At 40.4% G+C, this 18439-nt stretch carries 14 protein-coding genes; 3 read left to right on the top strand and 11 right to left on the bottom strand.

The genetic code is table 11. The features are described from left to right. Window position 1 precedes the first annotated feature (1 nt). Genes FB6_RS00870 through FB6_RS00845 form a run of 6 tightly spaced genes read right to left on the bottom strand, consistent with a single transcriptional unit; the run spans window position 2 to window position 9592 of the window. The gene (locus FB6_RS00870; RefSeq protein ID WP_174558191.1) at window positions 2-3283 is read right to left on the bottom strand and encodes a type I restriction endonuclease subunit R; all 3282 of its coding nucleotides are present in this window, start codon (window positions 3281-3283) and stop codon (window positions 2-4) included. Continuing rightward, window positions 3270-5207: an ATP-binding protein gene (locus FB6_RS00865; protein ID WP_174558190.1), complete on the bottom strand. Its 1938-nt coding sequence runs from the start codon at window positions 5205-5207 to the stop codon at window positions 3270-3272. Before FB6_RS00865 ends, FB6_RS00870 begins: the two co-directional genes overlap by 14 nt. Before the next feature lie 2 nt (window positions 5208-5209). Then, a complete protein-coding gene (locus tag FB6_RS00860) occupies window positions 5210-6373 on the bottom strand; it encodes a restriction endonuclease subunit S (RefSeq protein ID WP_174558189.1) in 1164 nt (387 codons plus the stop codon). Window positions 6374-6414: 41 nt separating this feature from the next. Further along, window positions 6415-7455: a PDDEXK nuclease domain-containing protein gene (locus tag FB6_RS00855; protein ID WP_174558188.1), complete on the bottom strand. Its 1041-nt coding sequence runs from the start codon at window positions 7453-7455 to the stop codon at window positions 6415-6417. Next, window positions 7445-8968, bottom strand: coding sequence for a type I restriction-modification system subunit M (locus FB6_RS00850; RefSeq protein ID WP_174558187.1), 1524 nt, complete (start codon window positions 8966-8968; stop codon window positions 7445-7447). The genes FB6_RS00855 and FB6_RS00850 overlap by 11 nt, the downstream gene beginning before the upstream one ends. A gap of 12 nt (window positions 8969-8980) precedes the next feature. Continuing rightward, entirely contained in the window at window positions 8981-9592 is a 612-nt protein-coding gene (locus FB6_RS00845) for a restriction endonuclease subunit S (RefSeq protein WP_254592174.1), read from the bottom strand. A gap of 420 nt (window positions 9593-10012) precedes the next feature. Between FB6_RS00845 and FB6_RS00840 the strand changes: the two genes are divergently transcribed. After that, window positions 10013-11683, top strand: a complete 1671-nt coding sequence (locus tag FB6_RS00840) for a hypothetical protein (RefSeq protein WP_174558186.1) — start codon at window positions 10013-10015, stop codon at window positions 11681-11683. Beyond that, window positions 11680-13248, top strand: coding sequence for a hypothetical protein (locus tag FB6_RS00835; RefSeq protein WP_174558185.1), 1569 nt, complete (start codon window positions 11680-11682; stop codon window positions 13246-13248). Before FB6_RS00840 ends, FB6_RS00835 begins: the two co-directional genes overlap by 4 nt. A 65-nt stretch (window positions 13249-13313) precedes the next feature. Here the strand turns inward: FB6_RS00835 and FB6_RS00830 are convergent, their stop codons facing one another. From FB6_RS00830 to FB6_RS00815, 4 genes are all read right to left on the bottom strand, one after another. Then, entirely contained in the window at window positions 13314-14204 is an 891-nt protein-coding gene (locus FB6_RS00830; RefSeq protein ID WP_174558184.1) for a recombination directionality factor, read from the bottom strand. Between the two features lie 147 nt (window positions 14205-14351). Continuing rightward, window positions 14352-15431 carry a YqaJ viral recombinase family protein gene (locus FB6_RS00825; RefSeq protein WP_174558183.1) on the bottom strand — a complete coding sequence of 360 codons (1080 nt, stop codon included), beginning with the start codon at window positions 15429-15431 and terminating at the stop codon, window positions 14352-14354. Between the two features lie 131 nt (window positions 15432-15562). Beyond that, window positions 15563-16597 (bottom strand): DUF932 domain-containing protein, encoded by a 1035-nt coding sequence (locus tag FB6_RS00820; RefSeq protein WP_174558182.1) that lies wholly within the window; start codon window positions 16595-16597, stop codon window positions 15563-15565. A gap of 54 nt (window positions 16598-16651) precedes the next feature. After that, entirely contained in the window at window positions 16652-16978 is a 327-nt protein-coding gene (locus tag FB6_RS00815; protein WP_174558181.1) for a hypothetical protein, read from the bottom strand. Window positions 16979-17153: 175 nt separating this feature from the next. On the opposite strand from FB6_RS00815, the gene FB6_RS00810 reads away from it, so the two are divergent. Further along, a complete protein-coding gene (locus tag FB6_RS00810; RefSeq protein WP_174558180.1) occupies window positions 17154-17468 on the top strand; it encodes a hypothetical protein in 315 nt (104 codons plus the stop codon). Between the two features lie 43 nt (window positions 17469-17511). On the opposite strand, the gene FB6_RS00805 is transcribed toward FB6_RS00810, so the two are convergent. Next, window positions 17512-18438, bottom strand: coding sequence for a hypothetical protein (locus FB6_RS00805; protein WP_174558179.1), 927 nt, complete (start codon window positions 18436-18438; stop codon window positions 17512-17514). Window position 18439 lies beyond the last annotated feature (1 nt).

Raw genomic sequence — 18439 nt, 5'->3', positions numbered from 1 at the left:
CTTAGCCTCCATTCAGACCAACCCGTGTGATCTGTACAATCATTTCCACAATTTTCTTAGCCTGATCCATACCACCACCTACGCTTTTGCACTCTTGGAACATTCTAGGCAATAGTTTCTTGCGAATATCAGCTTCAATATTTTGCGGATTAATTGAATTCTCTGCGACTGAATTTGTGACTGACTGATCGACTTCAAAAGCTAATTGTGCCCATTGATCTTGTATCTGTGGATTAGTCAGTACAAATGCTTCAGGTAGCGTTTTTTTAAAGACACCAAAATACGCTTGAGCATGACGATTCGCTGCAAAAACATCAGGAATCTCATCTAAACGCCGTTTTTGTACCTGTTCTTCAAATTCACGAAATAACATATATTGCTTAAGTGGATGTTCAAATTGCTTTTCTGCTTCTTCAATCGCTTGGCGCAACAGTTTAGAAAAGGCTTCCTGAGCATAAGGGTCATCACGTAACCCCTGCTCAATCATCTTGGTGACACGAGTTTTAATAATGTCAGTTTCATTACGGGTTTTCTCCTCACTCCAATCTTCAGGCTGCGGAATTTTTCCCATTTTACCGACTTCATAAACACCGTCAGGTTCTTTCACCTCAACCCCAACAACATGTTTATCCAGTAGTTTTTTGACTTGTTCAGCATACTGGCCATAATCTACCGTTTCACCTGCATCCTGTTTTACCAATTGGCGTAGGCTAGAAAGCTGCTTAACGGTTTCCTTATAGTGCTGGCGATCAAGGTCAGAAAAGCTTGTATCTTCAAAAAAAGTTGCAGATTGTAAAGCCACTTTTAAGCAGCTAGCAAATTCAGTTAATGCTTCATAAAAGTCGTCACGAACTTTGAGATGCACATCTACCAATTCGCCGTTACGCTCCTCAATACGTGGCACCAGAACCTGACGCAATTGCTCAATGTCATTTTTATTCTTTACACCATCAAAAATAGCCCACAAGTTTTTATAGAGCAAAGGCAGTCGCTTATATTCCGTGCTCATTTGACTATACAGACCTGCAATATCATTAATGTCATAACCGCCTTGAGTACGGGCAGCTAAGTCCTGATATTTTTGAATGGTAGTATCCAGTTCTTTCAAGATGCCACGGTAATCAATCAACAGACCAAATTTCTTTTTCGGATGTAAACGGTTAACTCGGGCAATCGCCTGAATCAGGTTGTGTTCTTTTAATGGTTTGTCGATATACAGTACGGCATTTTTGGGTTCATCAAAGCCTGTCAGTAGTTTATCGACAACAATCAGCATCTTCAGCGAATCATCTTTATCAAAGCGTTCAATGATCTGCTTGGTATAAGATTGCTCGTCTTGTGTTCCGATATTGTCTTTCCACCACTGCGTGACTTCTGGCGTCGTAGATTCATCCACAGCCGTATTACCTTCACGGCTATCTGGTGGACTCATCACCACCGCAGATTCAAATAAGCCTGCTTCATCCAAATATTTTTTATACTTAATCGCTGAAGCTTTACTATCACAAGCCAATTGCCCTTTGAGACCATCATCAATATTTTTTACAAAATGATTGGCGATATCCAAGGCAATCAAGCGAATACGATCATCCGCACTGTAAATTTGCCCTTTTTTAGAAAATTTACGTTTTAAGTCAGCACGCTGCTCAGCGGTTAAACCTTCTGTAATGCGTTCAAACCAACTGTCAATCGCTCGCTCATTGACATCCAAATCGGGAATACGTTCTTCATACAGCAATGGTGTAACGGTTTGATCTTCGACTGCTCGCTGCATGGTATAGGCATGCACAATTGGACCAAATTTGTTGACCGTTTTTTCATTCTTGAGCAAAGGCGTACCCGTAAAGGCAACGAATGCAGCATTTGGCAATGCCTGCTTCATGCGAATATGGTTTTCCCCCCCTTGACTACGATGCCCCTCATCAATCAAGACAATAATATCTGAGCTCTTATTGATACATTCAGGAAGTTTGGTTGCTGAGTTAAATTTTTGAATCAGCGAGAAAATTATGCGTTCATTGCCTTTACCAATTTGTTCTGCCAGACGTTTTCCCGATGTCGCCATTGCAGCTTCTTTATCTTTTTTACCAGCCAGCTCACCACCAGAAGCAAAGGTTTTACTCAACTGACTTTCTAAGTCTACTCGGTCCGTCACCACCACAATGCGGCATTTTTTGAGCGTTTCATGCAAAATCAGTGCTTTACTCAAAAACACCATAGTAAATGATTTGCCTGAGCCTGTAGTATGCCAGATCACCCCACCTTCACGCCCACCATCAGGGCGCTGAGTATTAATACGTTCAATTAGTCTTTTAATACCAAAGACTTGCTGATAACGTGCTGCAATTTTTCCCGCTTTTTTATCAAACAAAATAAACAGACGTACCATTTCTAACAAACGCTTAGGTGACAACAAGCTGATTAAAAGCTGATCCTGACCTGTCACGGCAAGCTCACCACCTGCAATTAACTGCTGATACCATTGCAGATCAGCAGCAGGACGATGATCAAATAAATTGTGTTGTTGTACTAGGCTAAGCTGTTTATTTTTAAGGGCAAACATCTCAGCATCGGAAATGTCTTCCTCACGCCATGCTGCCCAAAACTTTGCAGGAGTATTACACGTCCCGTAACGACCTTCATTACCGTTTATGGAAAGTAATAATTGGCTGTAAGCAAACAGGTGAGGAATTTCATCATGGCGTTGGTTACGCAACGATTGAGAAACCCCTTCATCAATGGTTGGTGCTTTATTTGCACGCCCATCGGGACGTTTCGCTTCAATCACCACCAGAGGAATACCATTTACAAAACAGGCAATATCGGGTCGGCGGCTATCCACACCACCCGAACGAGTTACGCAAAACTCTTCTGTAAACGTAAAACTATTATTTTCAATATTTTGCCAATCAATGAGTGCAATGGTTGGGCTAACTTTTTTACCATTTACGAACTCTGTAACCGCAATACCGTAAAGCAAATGGTTATAGATTTTTTCATTCGCAGTCAGCAGCCCTTCATTTAATGCAGGGCTACACATTTCAGCAATCAGGTTATCAATGGATTTTTCTGAAAGTGGATAATCCTGACCTGCAAAACTAAAGCTTCGCTTGGTCAGTTCAGCACGCAGAATTTGCCGTAAAACCACTTGATCTTGCTTACCATCACGGGCGATCAGTGCCTGTGATGGAGATAAGAATGACCATCCCAAATTACTGAGTAGTGTTAAGGCTGGGAGTTTAGCGCTGTATTCTTCTTGGAATTTTGGATTATATATGGTCATCTATCATAATTCCGTGTTGTTTTAACCAGTCCAAGCCTTTAGCAGTCGTTTGGTATGCTTGCTCAGGGTGGTTTTTCACTTCTGGATATGTATATCCAAGAAGTGATTCCTGTTCTCGCAATATATTTAAATGGTTACTTTTAAGAGCGGTCACTTGCCTGTTTAGTAATCTTGCTAATTGTTCTGCTTTATAGGATTGTAATGCACATAACCATAAAATGACTGGCCATAAACTTTCCTTGCGTGCTTTAGATGTTAATTGTGAGATTTTTTCGATAAGTTCACCTGGGAGGCCACTTGTATTTGCTGAGAGGTCACTTGTATTTGCTGAGAGGTCACTTGTATTTGCTGAGAGGTCACTTGTATTTGCTGAGAGGTCACCTGTATTGGCTGATTTAACATTGAATAGAGGTGGATCTTCCATCACAGCTAACTGATAGTATGTTGCAGACCCAGCACCACCTTTGATTAACAAATGATACTGGTGATGCAATCGACTCAGTATTTGACTGGCGGATAAGGTATCCAACCCTGTAATAGCTCGAAAACCTGCATTATCCACAGCACCAGTTTCTTTGGCTAAAATGAGTGCTTTTGCCTCATCATTACTCAAACCCAAATGAGTAAATTGTTTAAGCCAAGCCAATTGCTCTTCGCCTAAGAGTTGATGTAAAAGATAAATAGCCTGGAACTGATTATTAATGATGTGACTATTGAATACTGGAGCAGAAAGACCCGAGTTTTGCAAAAGTCGACGCATGGTACTTATCCCAGAACCTTTGGTTTCAGCAAAGTTCAGATCATAAAGTACTGCAGCTAAAATTGGATTACGCAGCTTAGACCCCATTTCTCCAAGCATAATTTCAGGTTTTAAGGAATAACCAGCATTACGGATTTCTATTCTGTTACTGTAGCGTACAACCAATATAGGTTGATTAACTAAATAGTCCCGATGCATTACGGCATTTACTACAGCTTCACGAATGACTTTCTGTGGCAGTAACGGCTCATCACTGCGCTGTGTACTTCCCTCTTTCAATCGGAAATGATGAGGTAAGTCATCAAGAATAGCGGCTTCGAGTTTAGGGATCAGCCGCAATAAGGGCTCACGAAGATCCAAGGTGGTGGAAAATCGCTGCTCAGGATCTTCGACCCATTGAGTTCCGTTAATCCTTACATAATCAACACGCACTGCAGGTAATAACCTACGTAATGACAATGATTTCCCCATCAACAGTAGACCAGCTACATTTGGTATCCATGCATTATCTCGTTTTTTAACCAGATTTAAAGCACGCAACATTTCTGTATCTGAAACCTGCAACTCTTCCGCATAGGGGCGTACATTAGCTCTCAACCGGCGATAAAGTTCGATTACATTAGGATCTAAATCATCCCACTCTGCATCAGGTAACAGTACTTGTTCATATCCCATGCCACTTTTGGCTAACAGTAAAGGCTCAAGCTCATTCTGGCTACATTCATAATCACCATTCAATCCACGTCGCCATACACCTGTTTTACGCTTGTTCTTACCATCAAATTTCCCTTTAAAAATACAAGGTTTAGATGCCAGCTCAAGCTCAGGAACAAAAATTTTAATGACTTTTTGGCCTTCCAAAATAGCCACTTCACCTTGCACAAAAACAGGCTGCTCAAATTGATCACGGCAATTAGCTTGTAGATCATTTAATAGCTTATCCGAATTATTTACACCACATATATAAAAAGCCTCATGGAATTCATCAGGTTCGCCCACGCCAAGTAACAGATAGCCTCCCCCCAACCCAGGTTCATTGGCAAAAGCACAAATCGTCTGCATAACCGAAGCCCCGATTTCACTGCCACGCTTAGCTTCTATGCGTGGCCTTTCATCAAGCAACTGTAATTGTTCAAATAGAGACAATGTAGAAAACTGTTCCATACTCAAACGTCCACCTTCACTCGTCGTTTACCCGTCAAAAGTTGTTGCATCAGGGCTTTTTTCTCTTGCTTTAGACAATCAAGTTTTTTCTGTAAGGTTTCAATTTCTTGATCAACTGTAGAGAGAGCAGCAGCGATTTTTTGCTGTTCCTCGATACATGGATATGGAAGCTTCAAGAATGAAAAATCATCGTAACTAATCTGTTTACCATCCCTTATACCGATGACTGCTACTGCTAAATGACCTATAAAATTGTATGATTTGTAATATTGCTTATAAAAGTTGTCACAGATTTCCTTAATAGGTTCAAGTACCGTATATGCGGGGCTCACTAATCCTCTATATTCTGAATATTCTAAGCCACCTTGGAAAGAACGAAGACTAATGATGAAATTTCCCGGTACAACCAACTTATAACCTTTAGTACTGCTATCTGGCATAACCACACGACGTTCTAATAATGAACGAGGCAAAACCCCTCGATCTTGAGTGACCGCCAATAACTCTTCATCATCTGAATTGTTTTTCTTGGAAATGGTTTTAAACAATTCATTTGCTCTTGGATACATCCACTCCCCACTAAACGCCACGCCATAATCATCCAACAACCGCTTTTTACCCGTCAGTAACTGCTGCATCAAGGCTTTTTTCTGCTGCTGACTGTTGGCAAGTAGCTGTTCAGTCGCTGTAATCGCTTGATCCCAAGTCGAAAGGATTTGAGCGATTTTCTTTTGTTCAGGGAGTGGTGGGATAAGCAATGGCGTATGTAAAACATCATCTCGTGAAATACCTGGAATTAATCCAGCCGCCGCACTTTCATAGCTAGAAAGACTAGCGGTAATATTATAGTAAATGAATTTTGCATCAAAATTTGTCGGTCTTATAGCCATTAATTGACGACTAATTGCATATTCATTATTAGACTCAATAACTTTCCCTGTTCCAGAACCTTTAACAGTTATTAACAAATCACCTTTTTGACTAAATTTTTTTCCTTCAGTAGTGAATTTAGTAATGATAATTTTCCCATTAGGAAAATCTGCTGGACCAGTAAGATAAGGTTTGCCAAGACCGTATATATTTACTAGCTCCGCTTCTACATGCTGTCCAGAAATAAGTTCAATACCTTCATTAAATAGTCCTTTTTTCCAACCCTTAGGCACCATAACCCCACTCCCCTAAATACTTCACCATTTCTATGACTGCATTATTCATCTATATGCTCCCCACCAAGCTGCTGCTGAATTAAGGCACGCTCACGTTCTAGCTCTCGTTTTAGTTCAGTTTCAGTCGGCAAATACGGTAAGTACTTTGCAGCAAACATCTGCTCGCTTTCGGTCAGAACTGAATACTTCACCACCGCTTCACTTTTCTGACTGCAAAGAATCAAACCAATGGTTGGGTTGTCGTTAGGCTCTTTTTTATGTTGGTCATAAATTCGGATATAACTGTCCATCTGCCCCACATCTTGATGGGTCAGCTTGCCAATTTTCAAATCAATCAACAAAAAACATTTCAGCTTAAAGTTATAAAACACCAGATCAATATAAAAATCCTGATCTTCCGTGCGAATACGCTGTTGGCGTTCGACAAAGGCAAAACCCTTGCCCAATTCCAACAAAAAACGCTGTAAATTATTGATAATGCTATTTTCGAGATCATTTTCTAAATAGGTCTGTCCGTCCAAATTTAGAAAATCCAGAATATACGGATCACGTAAATAATCTTTTACATCATCGGCTAATGGTGCAACCTGTTGCTGGGCTTCATGCTCAACCACAGACCGATCTTTACTCGACAATAATCGCTCGTAATACAACACGCCAATCTGACGCTCTAAAGCTCGACTACTCCAATGCAGCGTAGCGGCTTCGTTCATATACCAATCACGTGCTTGAGGGTTTTCCACCCGAAGTAAGACACGGTAATGCGTCCAACTTAATTCGGAACGCACTGCGTTCCAATTTGCAAATGCCAAATAAAATGCTCGCATATTGCGTAAATTACGCTCATCGAAACCTTTGCCATAAACCTGTGTCAGTTTTCCAGACAATTGACCTAAAAGTTGTTTGCCATAGGCTGCACGGCTCTGTCCTAATTGCTCATGTTGCACAATGCGCTGTCCGATATGCCAATAGGTCGATACCATAGCCGTGTTGACACTACGTTGGACTTGTTGCCGAGCCTGTTGAATCAGCTCACTGACCTGATCAAACAACGCATCGTCAGAAATGGGTTCAAGACTCATAACCCAACTCCTTGAGATACACTGACATTTGTTGCTCTAACTCGGTCAATTGCAATTTCAGTTGCTCACGCTCAGCACGTACCGCCATCAAGTCAATCTCTTCTTCTTCCTCAAAGGTATCGACATAACGTGGAATGTTCAGGTTATAGTCGTTTTCCTGAATTTCTTCCAAAGTCGCAAGGTAAGCATATTTATCGACATTGGCACGAGTACGATACGTTTCAACCACTTTGGCAATGTTGTCTTCAGTCAATAAATTTTGATTTTTACCTGCTTTACACTCACGACTGGCATCAATAAACAGTACGGAACGGTCAGTCTTTTGCTTTTTAAAGATCAAAATTGCAGCTGGAATGCCTGTACCATAAAACAGCTTTTCAGGTAAACCAATCACAGCATCAAGCAAGTTTTCCTCAATCAACTGCTGACGAATCTTGCCTTCTGACGAACCACGGAACAATACGCCGTGTGGAACCACAACCCCCATACGACCCGTTTTCGGTTTTAGCGTTTCGATCATGTGTAAAATAAATGCATAATCACCTTTGGTTTTTGGCGGTAAGCCACGACGGAAACGTCCAAATTTGTCGTGCTCAGCTTCATCATGTCCCCATTTATCCAATGAAAATGGTGGGTTAGCCGTCACAATATCAAACAGCATCAGGTCGCCATTTTTATCGAGTAACTTTGGATTACGAATGGTATCGCCCCACTCGATTTTGTGGTTATCTTCACCATGCAGGAACATGTTCATTTTGGCGAGTGACCAAGTTGAACCAATGGCCTCTTGACCATATAAGGCATATTGCTTGCTGTTATGATTCGCAACGACTTTACGACCACACTTCATCAAAAGTGAACCTGAACCACAAGCGGGATCGCAAATGGTGTCGCCCTGTTGTGGATCAAGTAACTCTGCCATCAAATCTGATACTTCAGGTGGTGTATAAAACTCACCTGCTTTTTGTCCGCCACTGGCTGCAAAGTTTTTAATCAAAAATTCATAGCCGTTCCCAATCACATCTAAAGAACCTACACGACTTGGTTTTAGGTCTAAGTCAGCAACTGCAAACACTTCTAGCAAATCTTTGAGAATAGTATTTTTCTGTTTTTCTTCGCCTAACTTATCGGTATTAAAAGAAATATCTTGGAATACACTTTTCCCTGCATCTTTGAGCTTTGTCCCGTTGGCTTCTTCAAGTGCATGTAATGCCTGATCAATACGCTCTCCGTTACCCGCTTCATAACGATGCTCATATAAGCTATAGAAGTTCGACTGAGCAGGTAAAACAAAACGCTCATTTTTCATCATTTCTTCAATCAGCTCAGGCTCATCACCATATTCTTTTTTATAATTATCGTAGTGGTCTTGCCATACATCTGAAATGTACTTTAAAAACAGCATGGTCAAAATGAAGTCTTTATATGTATCTGCACTGATCGTGCCACGGAACACATCACATGCCGACCAGAGGGCTTTATTGACGGTATCTTGATTGATTTGAGAACTCACGGTTTTTCCTTTTTAATGCTTTATCTTTTGACTTAATAAATCTGTGGCAATAGTTGTCATTAACTGCTCGCCATTTCGTAGCAGTTGCTCAACCAGTTGCTGTTCTTGCTTGAATGCTTTAGCGATGCCGATAATCGCCTGTTGTTTGGCCAAAGGTGGAACTGCTATCGGGGTAGCTTCCAGTACACTGCGCCGTATGCTTTTGGCCATCGAACCTTCAGAATTTTGCTCAAGAAACTTCTGACAAGGATTCTGGTTTAGCAGCCATGTCAAATATTCTGGCAACACATCCTGTCGAATAATACGCACCACAAAAAAATGCGGTGCAGCAACGGCTTGCTGCTGTTCAACCCATGCACTTTCACCAACCTGAACCGCATAATAGTGATTACCACGTGCAGCCACTAGAATGTCAGTTGCCTGTAGCCAGTCAGGTGCTTTTTTACCAGTCAGCTCAGTACCAATGCAGTGTGACCAATCAATACCATTGACCACGGAAACATCTTTCATTTGTACAACAACGATGCTTGAACCTTCCACTTCGGGAATCTTCCCACGAAATGAATAACCCGCATTGATCTCGGTAATATCCTTTAATTGCAGTTGCACTTTTATTTGCTTCATTGCTTTTGATGCAGAAAAATATAAATCATGACAAGCGACCCTGTCAATTAAAATATTGCATCATTTCAATTGATGCAAAAATATTATTTACTTTTTCAATACACTGATCTTAGCAGAACCAATAAGTTATTAATGATAGCATTCAGTTTGAAACGACATGATATGTCTTTTGAAATCAATGAGATTACAAGACACTTATGGAAAAAATGTCATAAACCACTAACTACTCTATAACAAAAATACAAAATTGGGATGCCAACTTATTTCTTCCAGAAGGAAGGATATTTTTTCTGCGTCAAAGAATGTCGCTATATTTTTTAAATTATCTCTTCAGCTCTTGTTATATTTGAAATATATAGAGATTATGATCAATATAAATTTAAAAAACCAAACCAACTTACTAACAACTAAGAGATTAACATGTCCAATATTAACGTTTACTTACGTGAAGAACTGCAGAAACTCAGTGAAAAATGTATTTATATCGCTCCAAATATTCCAGAAAAAAAATTAAATAAGGCAATCAAATCGTTTAAATATGAAGGTAATCCGGAAAATATTATTGCTTTATTAGACACAACATTACTGGGAAGTGGCGCAGATGGCTTAATGTTTACTGGTGAAAAGGTTATTTTCAAACCTGCTTATAATGATCCTCACCATATCAAATATGAAATTATCACTGATGTGAGTGTAAATTTTGAAAAATCAAAAGCAGAAACAGCAACGATAGTAACTGAAAGTGAAAAAATTCAACTCGAATATATTGCATCGTCTTGTAATTTAGTGGAGTTGGAAAAAATTCTTAAACATGTCTCTAAAGAATTTGATGAATATACAGAGCAACGACAAGTTGTTCCTTTAGAGGAAATGGACGAAAAGTTAAAGCTAGCCTATCTTAAAATTATAATTAATATGGCCTACGAAAATGATCAAGTCATTGATAAAAAAGAAATGGCTGAAATATTTCTTTTAATGAATCGTCTAGGCCTCAAACAAGAAACCAGATTTGAAATTCGATCATATATGTTTGCTCCTGAACTATTGCAGGGTACAAGCATTTTATTCGATGAGTTAAGTAAAAATGTTATGGATGGACAATTGCATACGGTCCATATTTCTCTAGCCAAGGATCTGATTAATATTTATTTTTCAACACAAAGCCGAGATCTGGAAAAATTTGATTTTCTAAATAAAAATAGAAACCTCTTAAACATAAAAGACAGTGACTTAGACATCGTAGTCTTAGCTTTAGAAACAGACTATAAACTCTTAGAAGACGACTTCACAGACGATAAAATGACCGCAGCATTTAAAGAGCTGTCAGCTAAGGCTGCCGCTGTGGGAACACCACTTGCAGCAGTATATTTATCAGGTTCAGTGATTGGTATGTCTGCCGCAGGTATGACATCTGGTTTGGCAATGCTAGGGATGGGAGGAATTTTAGGCTTATCAAGTATGGCGACAGGTATAGGGGTAGCTATTCTTATAGGTGTTGGTACATATGCAGGGGTTAAAAAAATTACTGGATCTGACGAGCTAAGTAATTATAAACGTAAGCAATTGATGTTGAATGAAGTGATTAAACAAACACAAGATACCATTTCAACGATTCTTGGTGATATCAATTACATTACGAGTAAATTAAATACCACCATAGAGGAAACTACAAAATTAACTGAAAATCAAAGTGCTCTAAAAATCATAAATGGTAAATTGTTACAACAAATTGCAATGCTGAAAGGTGTTTCAGGCGCGGCAGATATTTTAAATGGTAAAGTGCACAATGCTGAAGGTGCCTCTAATAAACTTAAATGTCCAGCTATTTTAGATTTGTCAAAATTAGAAGCTTTGACTTCAGAACCAACGAAGAAAAAATTCTATGACTTCATCCGTGGTTTTTATATTGAAAAAGAATCGATTGAAGAAAAAAATACTGATACAGAGGTTGTTAAGAAGTGGGTTATCGATACTTCAAAAAGAGGAGAGTTTGCTCAACTAGCAAAAGCATTTGAAGCAATAGGATATTTTAATGTCAGCGATGTTCTTGCAGGAAAAACAAAACAAGCATTATCTGGTTTATTTTCATGAGTAAAAAAGATCTTTTGAATGAACAAGCATATAGCCTGATCATGCAAGATCATCAACTATCATCTGCTCAAGCCAAGCTTGGGCAGGTGGATAGTATGGCAAATCAATTAAATATTGATTTAGCACAGATGCTCTCAGAAACTGATCAGCTAATTTTAGAATCAACCAATTTGCTAGAGAATCTAGAAAATGATTTTTTAGAAATCACCTTAACTACTAATGAAGACGTTTTCTTTGTCGTAGATGAAGATACCAATTCATTACATGAATTGGAAAACCCAAGTCCATCCGCTCCTAAATACAGTCCCTTGAGCATGCTAGACACTTTCGAATTTTCTAAGGATCTAGAATGGGATGAATATCAAAAATCACTTAGAGCATTCCAAAAACAGTCAAATATCATTATCTCGGAAGATCCTTTTAAAGATTTAATGTCAGCCTCACAAAAAATAGCATTACAAAAAAGGATCAAAGAAGAATTTTCTATTAAAAATGCTCAATGTGATCAGTATGATTACATGATCGCTGGTACCTGTGGATTTATTGGAGGACTAATAGATATTTTATTTGTTGGTATTCCAGGCCAAAGCCATTTGGGGAATTTAACAGATGATGCTACGAATAAGGCTGTACAATTATTCGCAAAAATGAATGGCTGGAAAGGTGCGAAAGCAGGAAAAGACACTACAGCTAGTGCTATAGGTTTTTTAGAGACAAATTTTAAAGTCAATTACGATCAACGATATGGTGCTGATGTTGAACATTTTTTCAAAATGAGCACAAAAAATCACCATATTAAAAATCTGGCACACTCACCAGACCTCTGTGGTTTATTCTTTTCGTTATTAGACCAATTCCAGAATACCGCTACATTTGTTGGCATTTTTGACGTCATCAATGATGAGGGTGTGAAAATTGGTGAATCATCAAAACTGGTCAGAATCAATACGAAGACTTTTGAACTCCAGGGTACAGATTTAATCAGTAAAATATATTGTGGATTTATAAATTGGTTAGGCCATCTATTCTCTGATGTAGCTGGATCTTCTGGAGCAGCTACACGTGGGTCAGGAATTCCAATCCCTTTTTATTCATTACTGCAATTTGCAGACTTCGGAAGTTTCGGACAACATAGACAAAGTTTTGCGACTTTAGCTGTAAAGGTTTTTGAAGCAGGCTATGATTTCCGCCATGGTATGGCTATGGCAATTCCGGTCTTAATTACTGAACTGCTGACCAGATTTATGTGGTCATTTAAACAAAAAATTTATCACAGCAAAGCATGGTTAGATTGCATTCCTAATGCTAATGTACCTGAATTAAGGCGTATGTTATTGGTTTCACATGGTACTTTGTGTGTTATGGATGGAATGGATGCTGCACTTAAATCAGCAGGTGAACCAATCCAATTTTTATTAAGAACCAATCTTATTGGGTGGACTAGGTTCTCAATGCTGGCTTTAAAAGAAGTACATGCCACATTTAATGAAGGCAATTTAGATATAGACGCAGTTGATAAATATTTAGAGCAAGAGTATAGGAATCTTAAACAAAGCTTATATTAATACTCTAATTTTCCTTATCCCAATACAATTGAAGGTAAATTGTCCAATTTACCTTCAAATTCTCGCTAATTCACTGATTGAACACTTTGCCTCAAGCCCGTTTGAATCTTCTGTACAAAATCCACATTGTCAGCTGGCTGTTCAGGATGTTGACCTGTAGCCGTTTCAGAATAAAACTCATCCACCACATCCTCACTATTCACCTCAAATCTGGCATTGGCAAAACCCAGTCTTGCCACATGATCCAGTGCCTCCTGATAAAACCCAGCCTGTTTGCTTTCTGCATCAATCTGTCTGGCTTGAGCAATCGCATCATTCAGGCTAATCCCATCACGCAAAGTCAGATCTACATAGTACACCGGCTGGCGGTAACTTTGTGTGGTGCTTTTCCCGCGCAAGATCAATTGTAATGGTAAACAAGACAGTAAATCCCCTGATGCAGCATGGTAATAAGCTAGGCGTGCAGCCAAGGTTCGGATACTGTTAAAACCTGTGGTTCTGAAGATGAAAGTACCAAACTCATCGGACTCATCCAGATTGACATGCAAACGACCATAAGGCTTGCAATGTCCGCCTTGTGCCAATGGACATAAATCTGGGGATGGACAGGGATGCTGCTCTACCCCTTGTGAGGTGATACGCTGACAAATCTGCCCATTACCGACACAAATCGGGCGTCCGGTCTGACGGTCAAACAAGGTATATTCAGCCCGAAGACTCAGTTCAGGATCGTTAAAGATCATACGGACTGGAATGCTGCGCAGTTTCTGATTCGCTGCCTGTTGACGTAACTGTTCATCAAGTGGATGTTTCACCCAGCCTTCCTTGTTCTGGATCTGGCTGGTGATGGTGAACTGGTCATCCTTTTCTGGTAGGCGTTTGCCATTCTTTTCAATGACACGGCCAATGCTGATCCGGCCTAAAACTGGTGGTGTAATAGCGAGACCTTTAATCATGTTGTTTTCCTTCTATTAATGGATATAGCAATGTTTTGAGTGAAGAGGCATAAAAAATCCCATGCACGAAGGCACAGGATCTTTGCAATAGCTACGATCAGAGGAACTGTATGATGAGTTATCTGAAACTACTTTTCTTAGCTTAGGCTAACGAGCATCAGCATAAATCTGGAAACGCCGTGTTCCAGCTCTGGTCATGGGGAACTGCTCCAGAAATTCCGGATGCAGTTTCAACAAAGCTTTACTGTCCAGACTGACACTATCCTTGGCTTTCTTCCAGATCACTGAACCTGTCGCGAAGGTTGCACGTTCAGCATCCTTCATCAAAGCCTGAATCTGGTGTTTCAGTTCATCAAAGTTTTGCTGGTGTTGCTCAATCTGATTTTTCTCCTCAATCAATTGATCGAATAACTGATTGGCTGACTCCAGCTGGCTCAGATCAGTTACGCTCAGTGGGGTCTGTTCAGGATAAAGTTGTTGCAAGGCTTGAGCGGCTGATTCACTAGCATCTACGGCTGGTGGGATGTCATTTTCGACACACGCCCAAAATGTACGTTCTGCATGGATGATCTGTTCAATCAACTGTTCATTACGGCTAACCTTGAAGATCTTGGTTTCCTGTCCACAGAGCAAGACACAGATATGCGCAGCCTGTTTTCCGGTCACCGCCAACTGATGCTGTACCTGACAGAGCACATATAAAGGAACGCCATCACGCCACAGCTTGGCACCATATTCCCCTGCGGTTTTACATTCCAGTATCTGCACTTCATCACTGCCGATCACGGCATAATCCAGATTGGCCAGCATAAAGGCCTTGTCTAGATCGGGATGCTGCAATACCGCATTGACTCGTCTGACTTTGTTGTTAGTCTGCATGCTGTAGTATTCAGCAACTAAAGGTTCAAGGTGCGTACCCCAATATAAAGGTGCATGTCCTGTGCTTTCGTCTTGAATGTTTTGCTGTACTCGACCGGTCTTTATCATCCACAGTTCCAGCATCGACATATACGGGTTGAGACCACAGGCAGCGGCAGCATCGCTACTACCAATGCCCTGCTTGCGCACTTCCAGCCATTGCTGATAATTCAGTTCTTTGGTGTTTGCCAGACGTTTCGCCGTATTAGAACGCAGTGGTTTAGTCGGCTGAGATCCTGATGCTAATGGCGGTTGTACTGGAAAAGTTGATGGCTGAGATGGGCTGGCTGATGTTGCTAGGCTATTCATGGTAAATCTCCAGATAAGTTGAATGCTGATTTTTGGGCATAAAAAAGCCACACCCCGCAGGATGTAGCTTTAATAGAGTGGTCTGGTTGTTCGGGTTGCGGTGATTAAAAGGGTTATGGGATAAGAGGTCTTCATGCAACCAAACGTAAGGCCTGCTCCAGTCCACGTTGCTTTAGACCAGCTCCTGCACCAAACCATGCAGAGTCCAGACGGTGATCCGTACTCATGGCGCGACGTTCATGATCGGCAAACTCGGTCATGGCACAGAGCAAACCATAAGCGGTGCCTTTGGCTGAAGACAGTTCTGCACCGCGTCCCTGACCATTAAACATGTCCATGACTTTATTCATGGCTCGTCCATTCGGTTCAGTTTTATTGCTAGCTTGATTCTGACTGGCCACGTTACGGTAGAACTGAATAATATTTTCTTCCTGATCCTGTACGGACATCGTGGTATTGTTAAACACGGCACCGAAGAATGCAGTGGCTTCACCTTGGGTCACTTTGCGCTGACTGAGCTGTTTCATTTCATACATGTGTTCATCCCATGCACGCACGGAAATGCCGAGTTGCTGTTTGACTTTTTCCGCATCGAATTTAGTACTGTGCGGGACTTTGACCACACCTGCACTACTGCTCTGTCCACGTAAGGCAATCGCCAGCGTGTTGTTACATACCACACGGATACTGGTGAACTGTGCTGTGGTTGCCAGGGTGCCATCACAGGCAGTTGCCAATAAGATGTAACCATTACTGACATCCTTGCCTTTCAGTGCTGTACTTTGTCCGGTACGTGCCAGAGCCCAGAATTTCTTGCCGCCTTTCAGTACTCCAGCTGTTTCCAGTTCAAAGCCGGATTGCTCGGTGAGATCCCGATAAAACTCCAGAATCTCTTTCGGCTGAACTTCCTGATAACGCTGACTAACCACGGATAAAGGGGCATGAGTATCGGAACGATACAGTACCCGTTGTTCTTCATAGGGCAGGATGATGCTTTGCCCACGTTCATTCTGTGCCATGTAGCTGACATCGGAAGATTCGATACGCCAGTCCATACCGGCTTGTTGCGCCCAGATTTCAATCGGTTGATTTGGGGTCAGTTGATTACCGAGTCCATGCCAAGGGGTATCACCGACATAGGCCATTTGTTCAAGTTGATGTGCCATAGTTGATTTCCTGTAAGAATTTGAATGTACTGGGGTAATGGATATTGCGGTTAATCAGTTGCGCATATTCGGGCTAAAGCTACGATCACAGTCGTTACAGTAGTATTCAGTTCGATAGACGATATGCGGTCTGGGTTGTGATTGCGGTTCATCATCCACCAGCAACATCCAGATTCCGCCGATCACTACACCTGCCAGTGCTCCAGCAATCGGTGGAATATTCAGAGTTTTCGACACACTGACGCCTAAAGCAGCCAACGCTGCCGGGGACATTAGGGATGCCGTTTGTGAGGTAGAGGTTTGCGTACTGGGTAAATGTCGTGGTGATTCGATCACACTGATGTCATTGGATTGACAGTAAGGGCATCGCAGCAGAGACATATGACTGCTCCTAGAAATAAAAAGGCCTGTTGGGGAAAGCAGGCCAAAGATACATACGGGTTATGCATGCACATGATGGGATCAAGCATGCTTCTCACACTGTTAATATGTATTTGTTTTTATTTAGTTTTAGGTATAATTCAAATATTATTTTAACTCAACGAAAAAACTTGATATGGCAAATTTATCTATTGCAATCAATCATTATTTCCAAACCCTGCCTCGGTCTACACAAGAGATAACTTATTTTTTAAACCTTTTTACACCTGCTGTACAATTACAATTCATCAGCGCAATTTATCATGGCCGCGATCATTTACACTCTTCTCACTTAAGAACCGATCAACCAATAACGAGAGAAAATGCATCACATATTTTATTAAATGAATATGTTGCAATCATTTTTGACAAAGGTACAAACATTGAGTCCTACTTAAAGAAATTTACTGAATGTGCTCAAAATTCAAGCTTTGATATCAATTTTCTATAAAAATACTTGGTCGAGATGCACTAAGAATCTCGACCAAAATTATTTAAATGTTACCGGTATAGGTCTTCCATCGATATGAAATACTTTTACTTTCATACCGATAAATCTTCAGCGGCTCATTGAAAAGTTCAATCTGCTTTCGCCAAAAACTACGCATGTCATTATAGGCAAAATAACAATGCACATCTAAAGGCTGATGTTGAACTTCATTGGTATATCCGTTTGCTAAACATGCTCCTTTCCATTCACCCACAATAAAATCTGAATATTTAAGTTCATTACCAATGACATAAATTAATGCTTGCACAGAATAAATTCCATTCAGGGACTTAACAATGCGCCAGTCGACATCATAAAGCTTGCTCGCCAATTCAGTTGATTGATGTAAACGCTCCAACCATTTACGAGCCATTTTTATCAACTTTAATTCATAATCAGAAATTGATAAAACTTGTGCTGGATGTACAAAGATGCAGGGTAAATCCACAAATATGCAGTTCATCTGCTTATGTTTATCCAAACAACGTTTAAACACTGCCTTTTGAGTTTTTATACTTTCTGAAATTGGTTCAATAAAAGTCGAATACTCCAGTGCAATACGTCGTTTCAGAAATTTACATTTAAATTGGTCATGAATAGCATCAGCATTTACCAGACAGTAATTTAAATTACTGTAATGAGAAAATCCTACCGAATCACATATCTCATTCCAATAAGGATTTAATTGAAATGCAGCTAAAGTTATACGATGATGATGTAGCCACGGCAAGAAACCTAAGAAAGCTAGATACTCATGATCCAAACACTTTGGCGCACGTTTATCCCTTACCAATATCTGACCCTTTTCAATTCGGCTGGCACTTTTTACATTTTTAGCAAAATTAAAATTTGCTTGGGTATCCAACATGAACGGAAGTACCGGTGCCTGCTGTATAGCTTGGGCTTGAGGAATTGCAGCATAATGTGTCATT

Origin of the sequence: Acinetobacter bouvetii, assembly GCF_902753875.1 — a bacterium.
GTDB lineage: Bacteria > Pseudomonadota > Gammaproteobacteria > Pseudomonadales > Moraxellaceae > Acinetobacter > Acinetobacter bouvetii_A.
This window is presented reverse-complemented; position numbering and strand designations above follow the sequence as displayed.

Excerpts from the sequence above, each read along its gene's own strand:
- FB6_RS00870 (WP_174558191.1), bottom strand. The coding sequence starts at position 3,283 with ATGACCATATATAATCCAAAATTCCAAGAAGAATACAGCGCTAAACTC.
- FB6_RS00865 (WP_174558190.1), bottom strand. The coding sequence starts at position 5,207 with ATGGAACAGTTTTCTACATTGTCTCTATTTGAACAATTACAGTTGCTT.
- FB6_RS00860 (WP_174558189.1), bottom strand. The coding sequence starts at position 6,373 with ATGGTGCCTAAGGGTTGGAAAAAAGGACTATTTAATGAAGGTATTGAA.
- FB6_RS00855 (WP_174558188.1), bottom strand. The coding sequence starts at position 7,455 with ATGAGTCTTGAACCCATTTCTGACGATGCGTTGTTTGATCAGGTCAGT.
- FB6_RS00845 (WP_254592174.1), bottom strand. The coding sequence starts at position 9,592 with ATGAAGCAAATAAAAGTGCAACTGCAATTAAAGGATATTACCGAGATC.
- FB6_RS00840 (WP_174558186.1), top strand. The coding sequence starts at position 10,013 with ATGTCCAATATTAACGTTTACTTACGTGAAGAACTGCAGAAACTCAGT.
- FB6_RS00835 (WP_174558185.1), top strand. The coding sequence starts at position 11,680 with ATGAGTAAAAAAGATCTTTTGAATGAACAAGCATATAGCCTGATCATG.
- FB6_RS00830 (WP_174558184.1), bottom strand. The coding sequence starts at position 14,204 with ATGATTAAAGGTCTCGCTATTACACCACCAGTTTTAGGCCGGATCAGC.
- FB6_RS00825 (WP_174558183.1), bottom strand. The coding sequence starts at position 15,431 with ATGAATAGCCTAGCAACATCAGCCAGCCCATCTCAGCCATCAACTTTT.
- FB6_RS00820 (WP_174558182.1), bottom strand. The coding sequence starts at position 16,597 with ATGGCACATCAACTTGAACAAATGGCCTATGTCGGTGATACCCCTTGG.
- FB6_RS00815 (WP_174558181.1), bottom strand. The coding sequence starts at position 16,978 with ATGTCTCTGCTGCGATGCCCTTACTGTCAATCCAATGACATCAGTGTG.
- FB6_RS00810 (WP_174558180.1), top strand. The coding sequence starts at position 17,154 with ATGGCAAATTTATCTATTGCAATCAATCATTATTTCCAAACCCTGCCT.
- FB6_RS00805 (WP_174558179.1), bottom strand. The coding sequence starts at position 18,438 with ATGACACATTATGCTGCAATTCCTCAAGCCCAAGCTATACAGCAGGCA.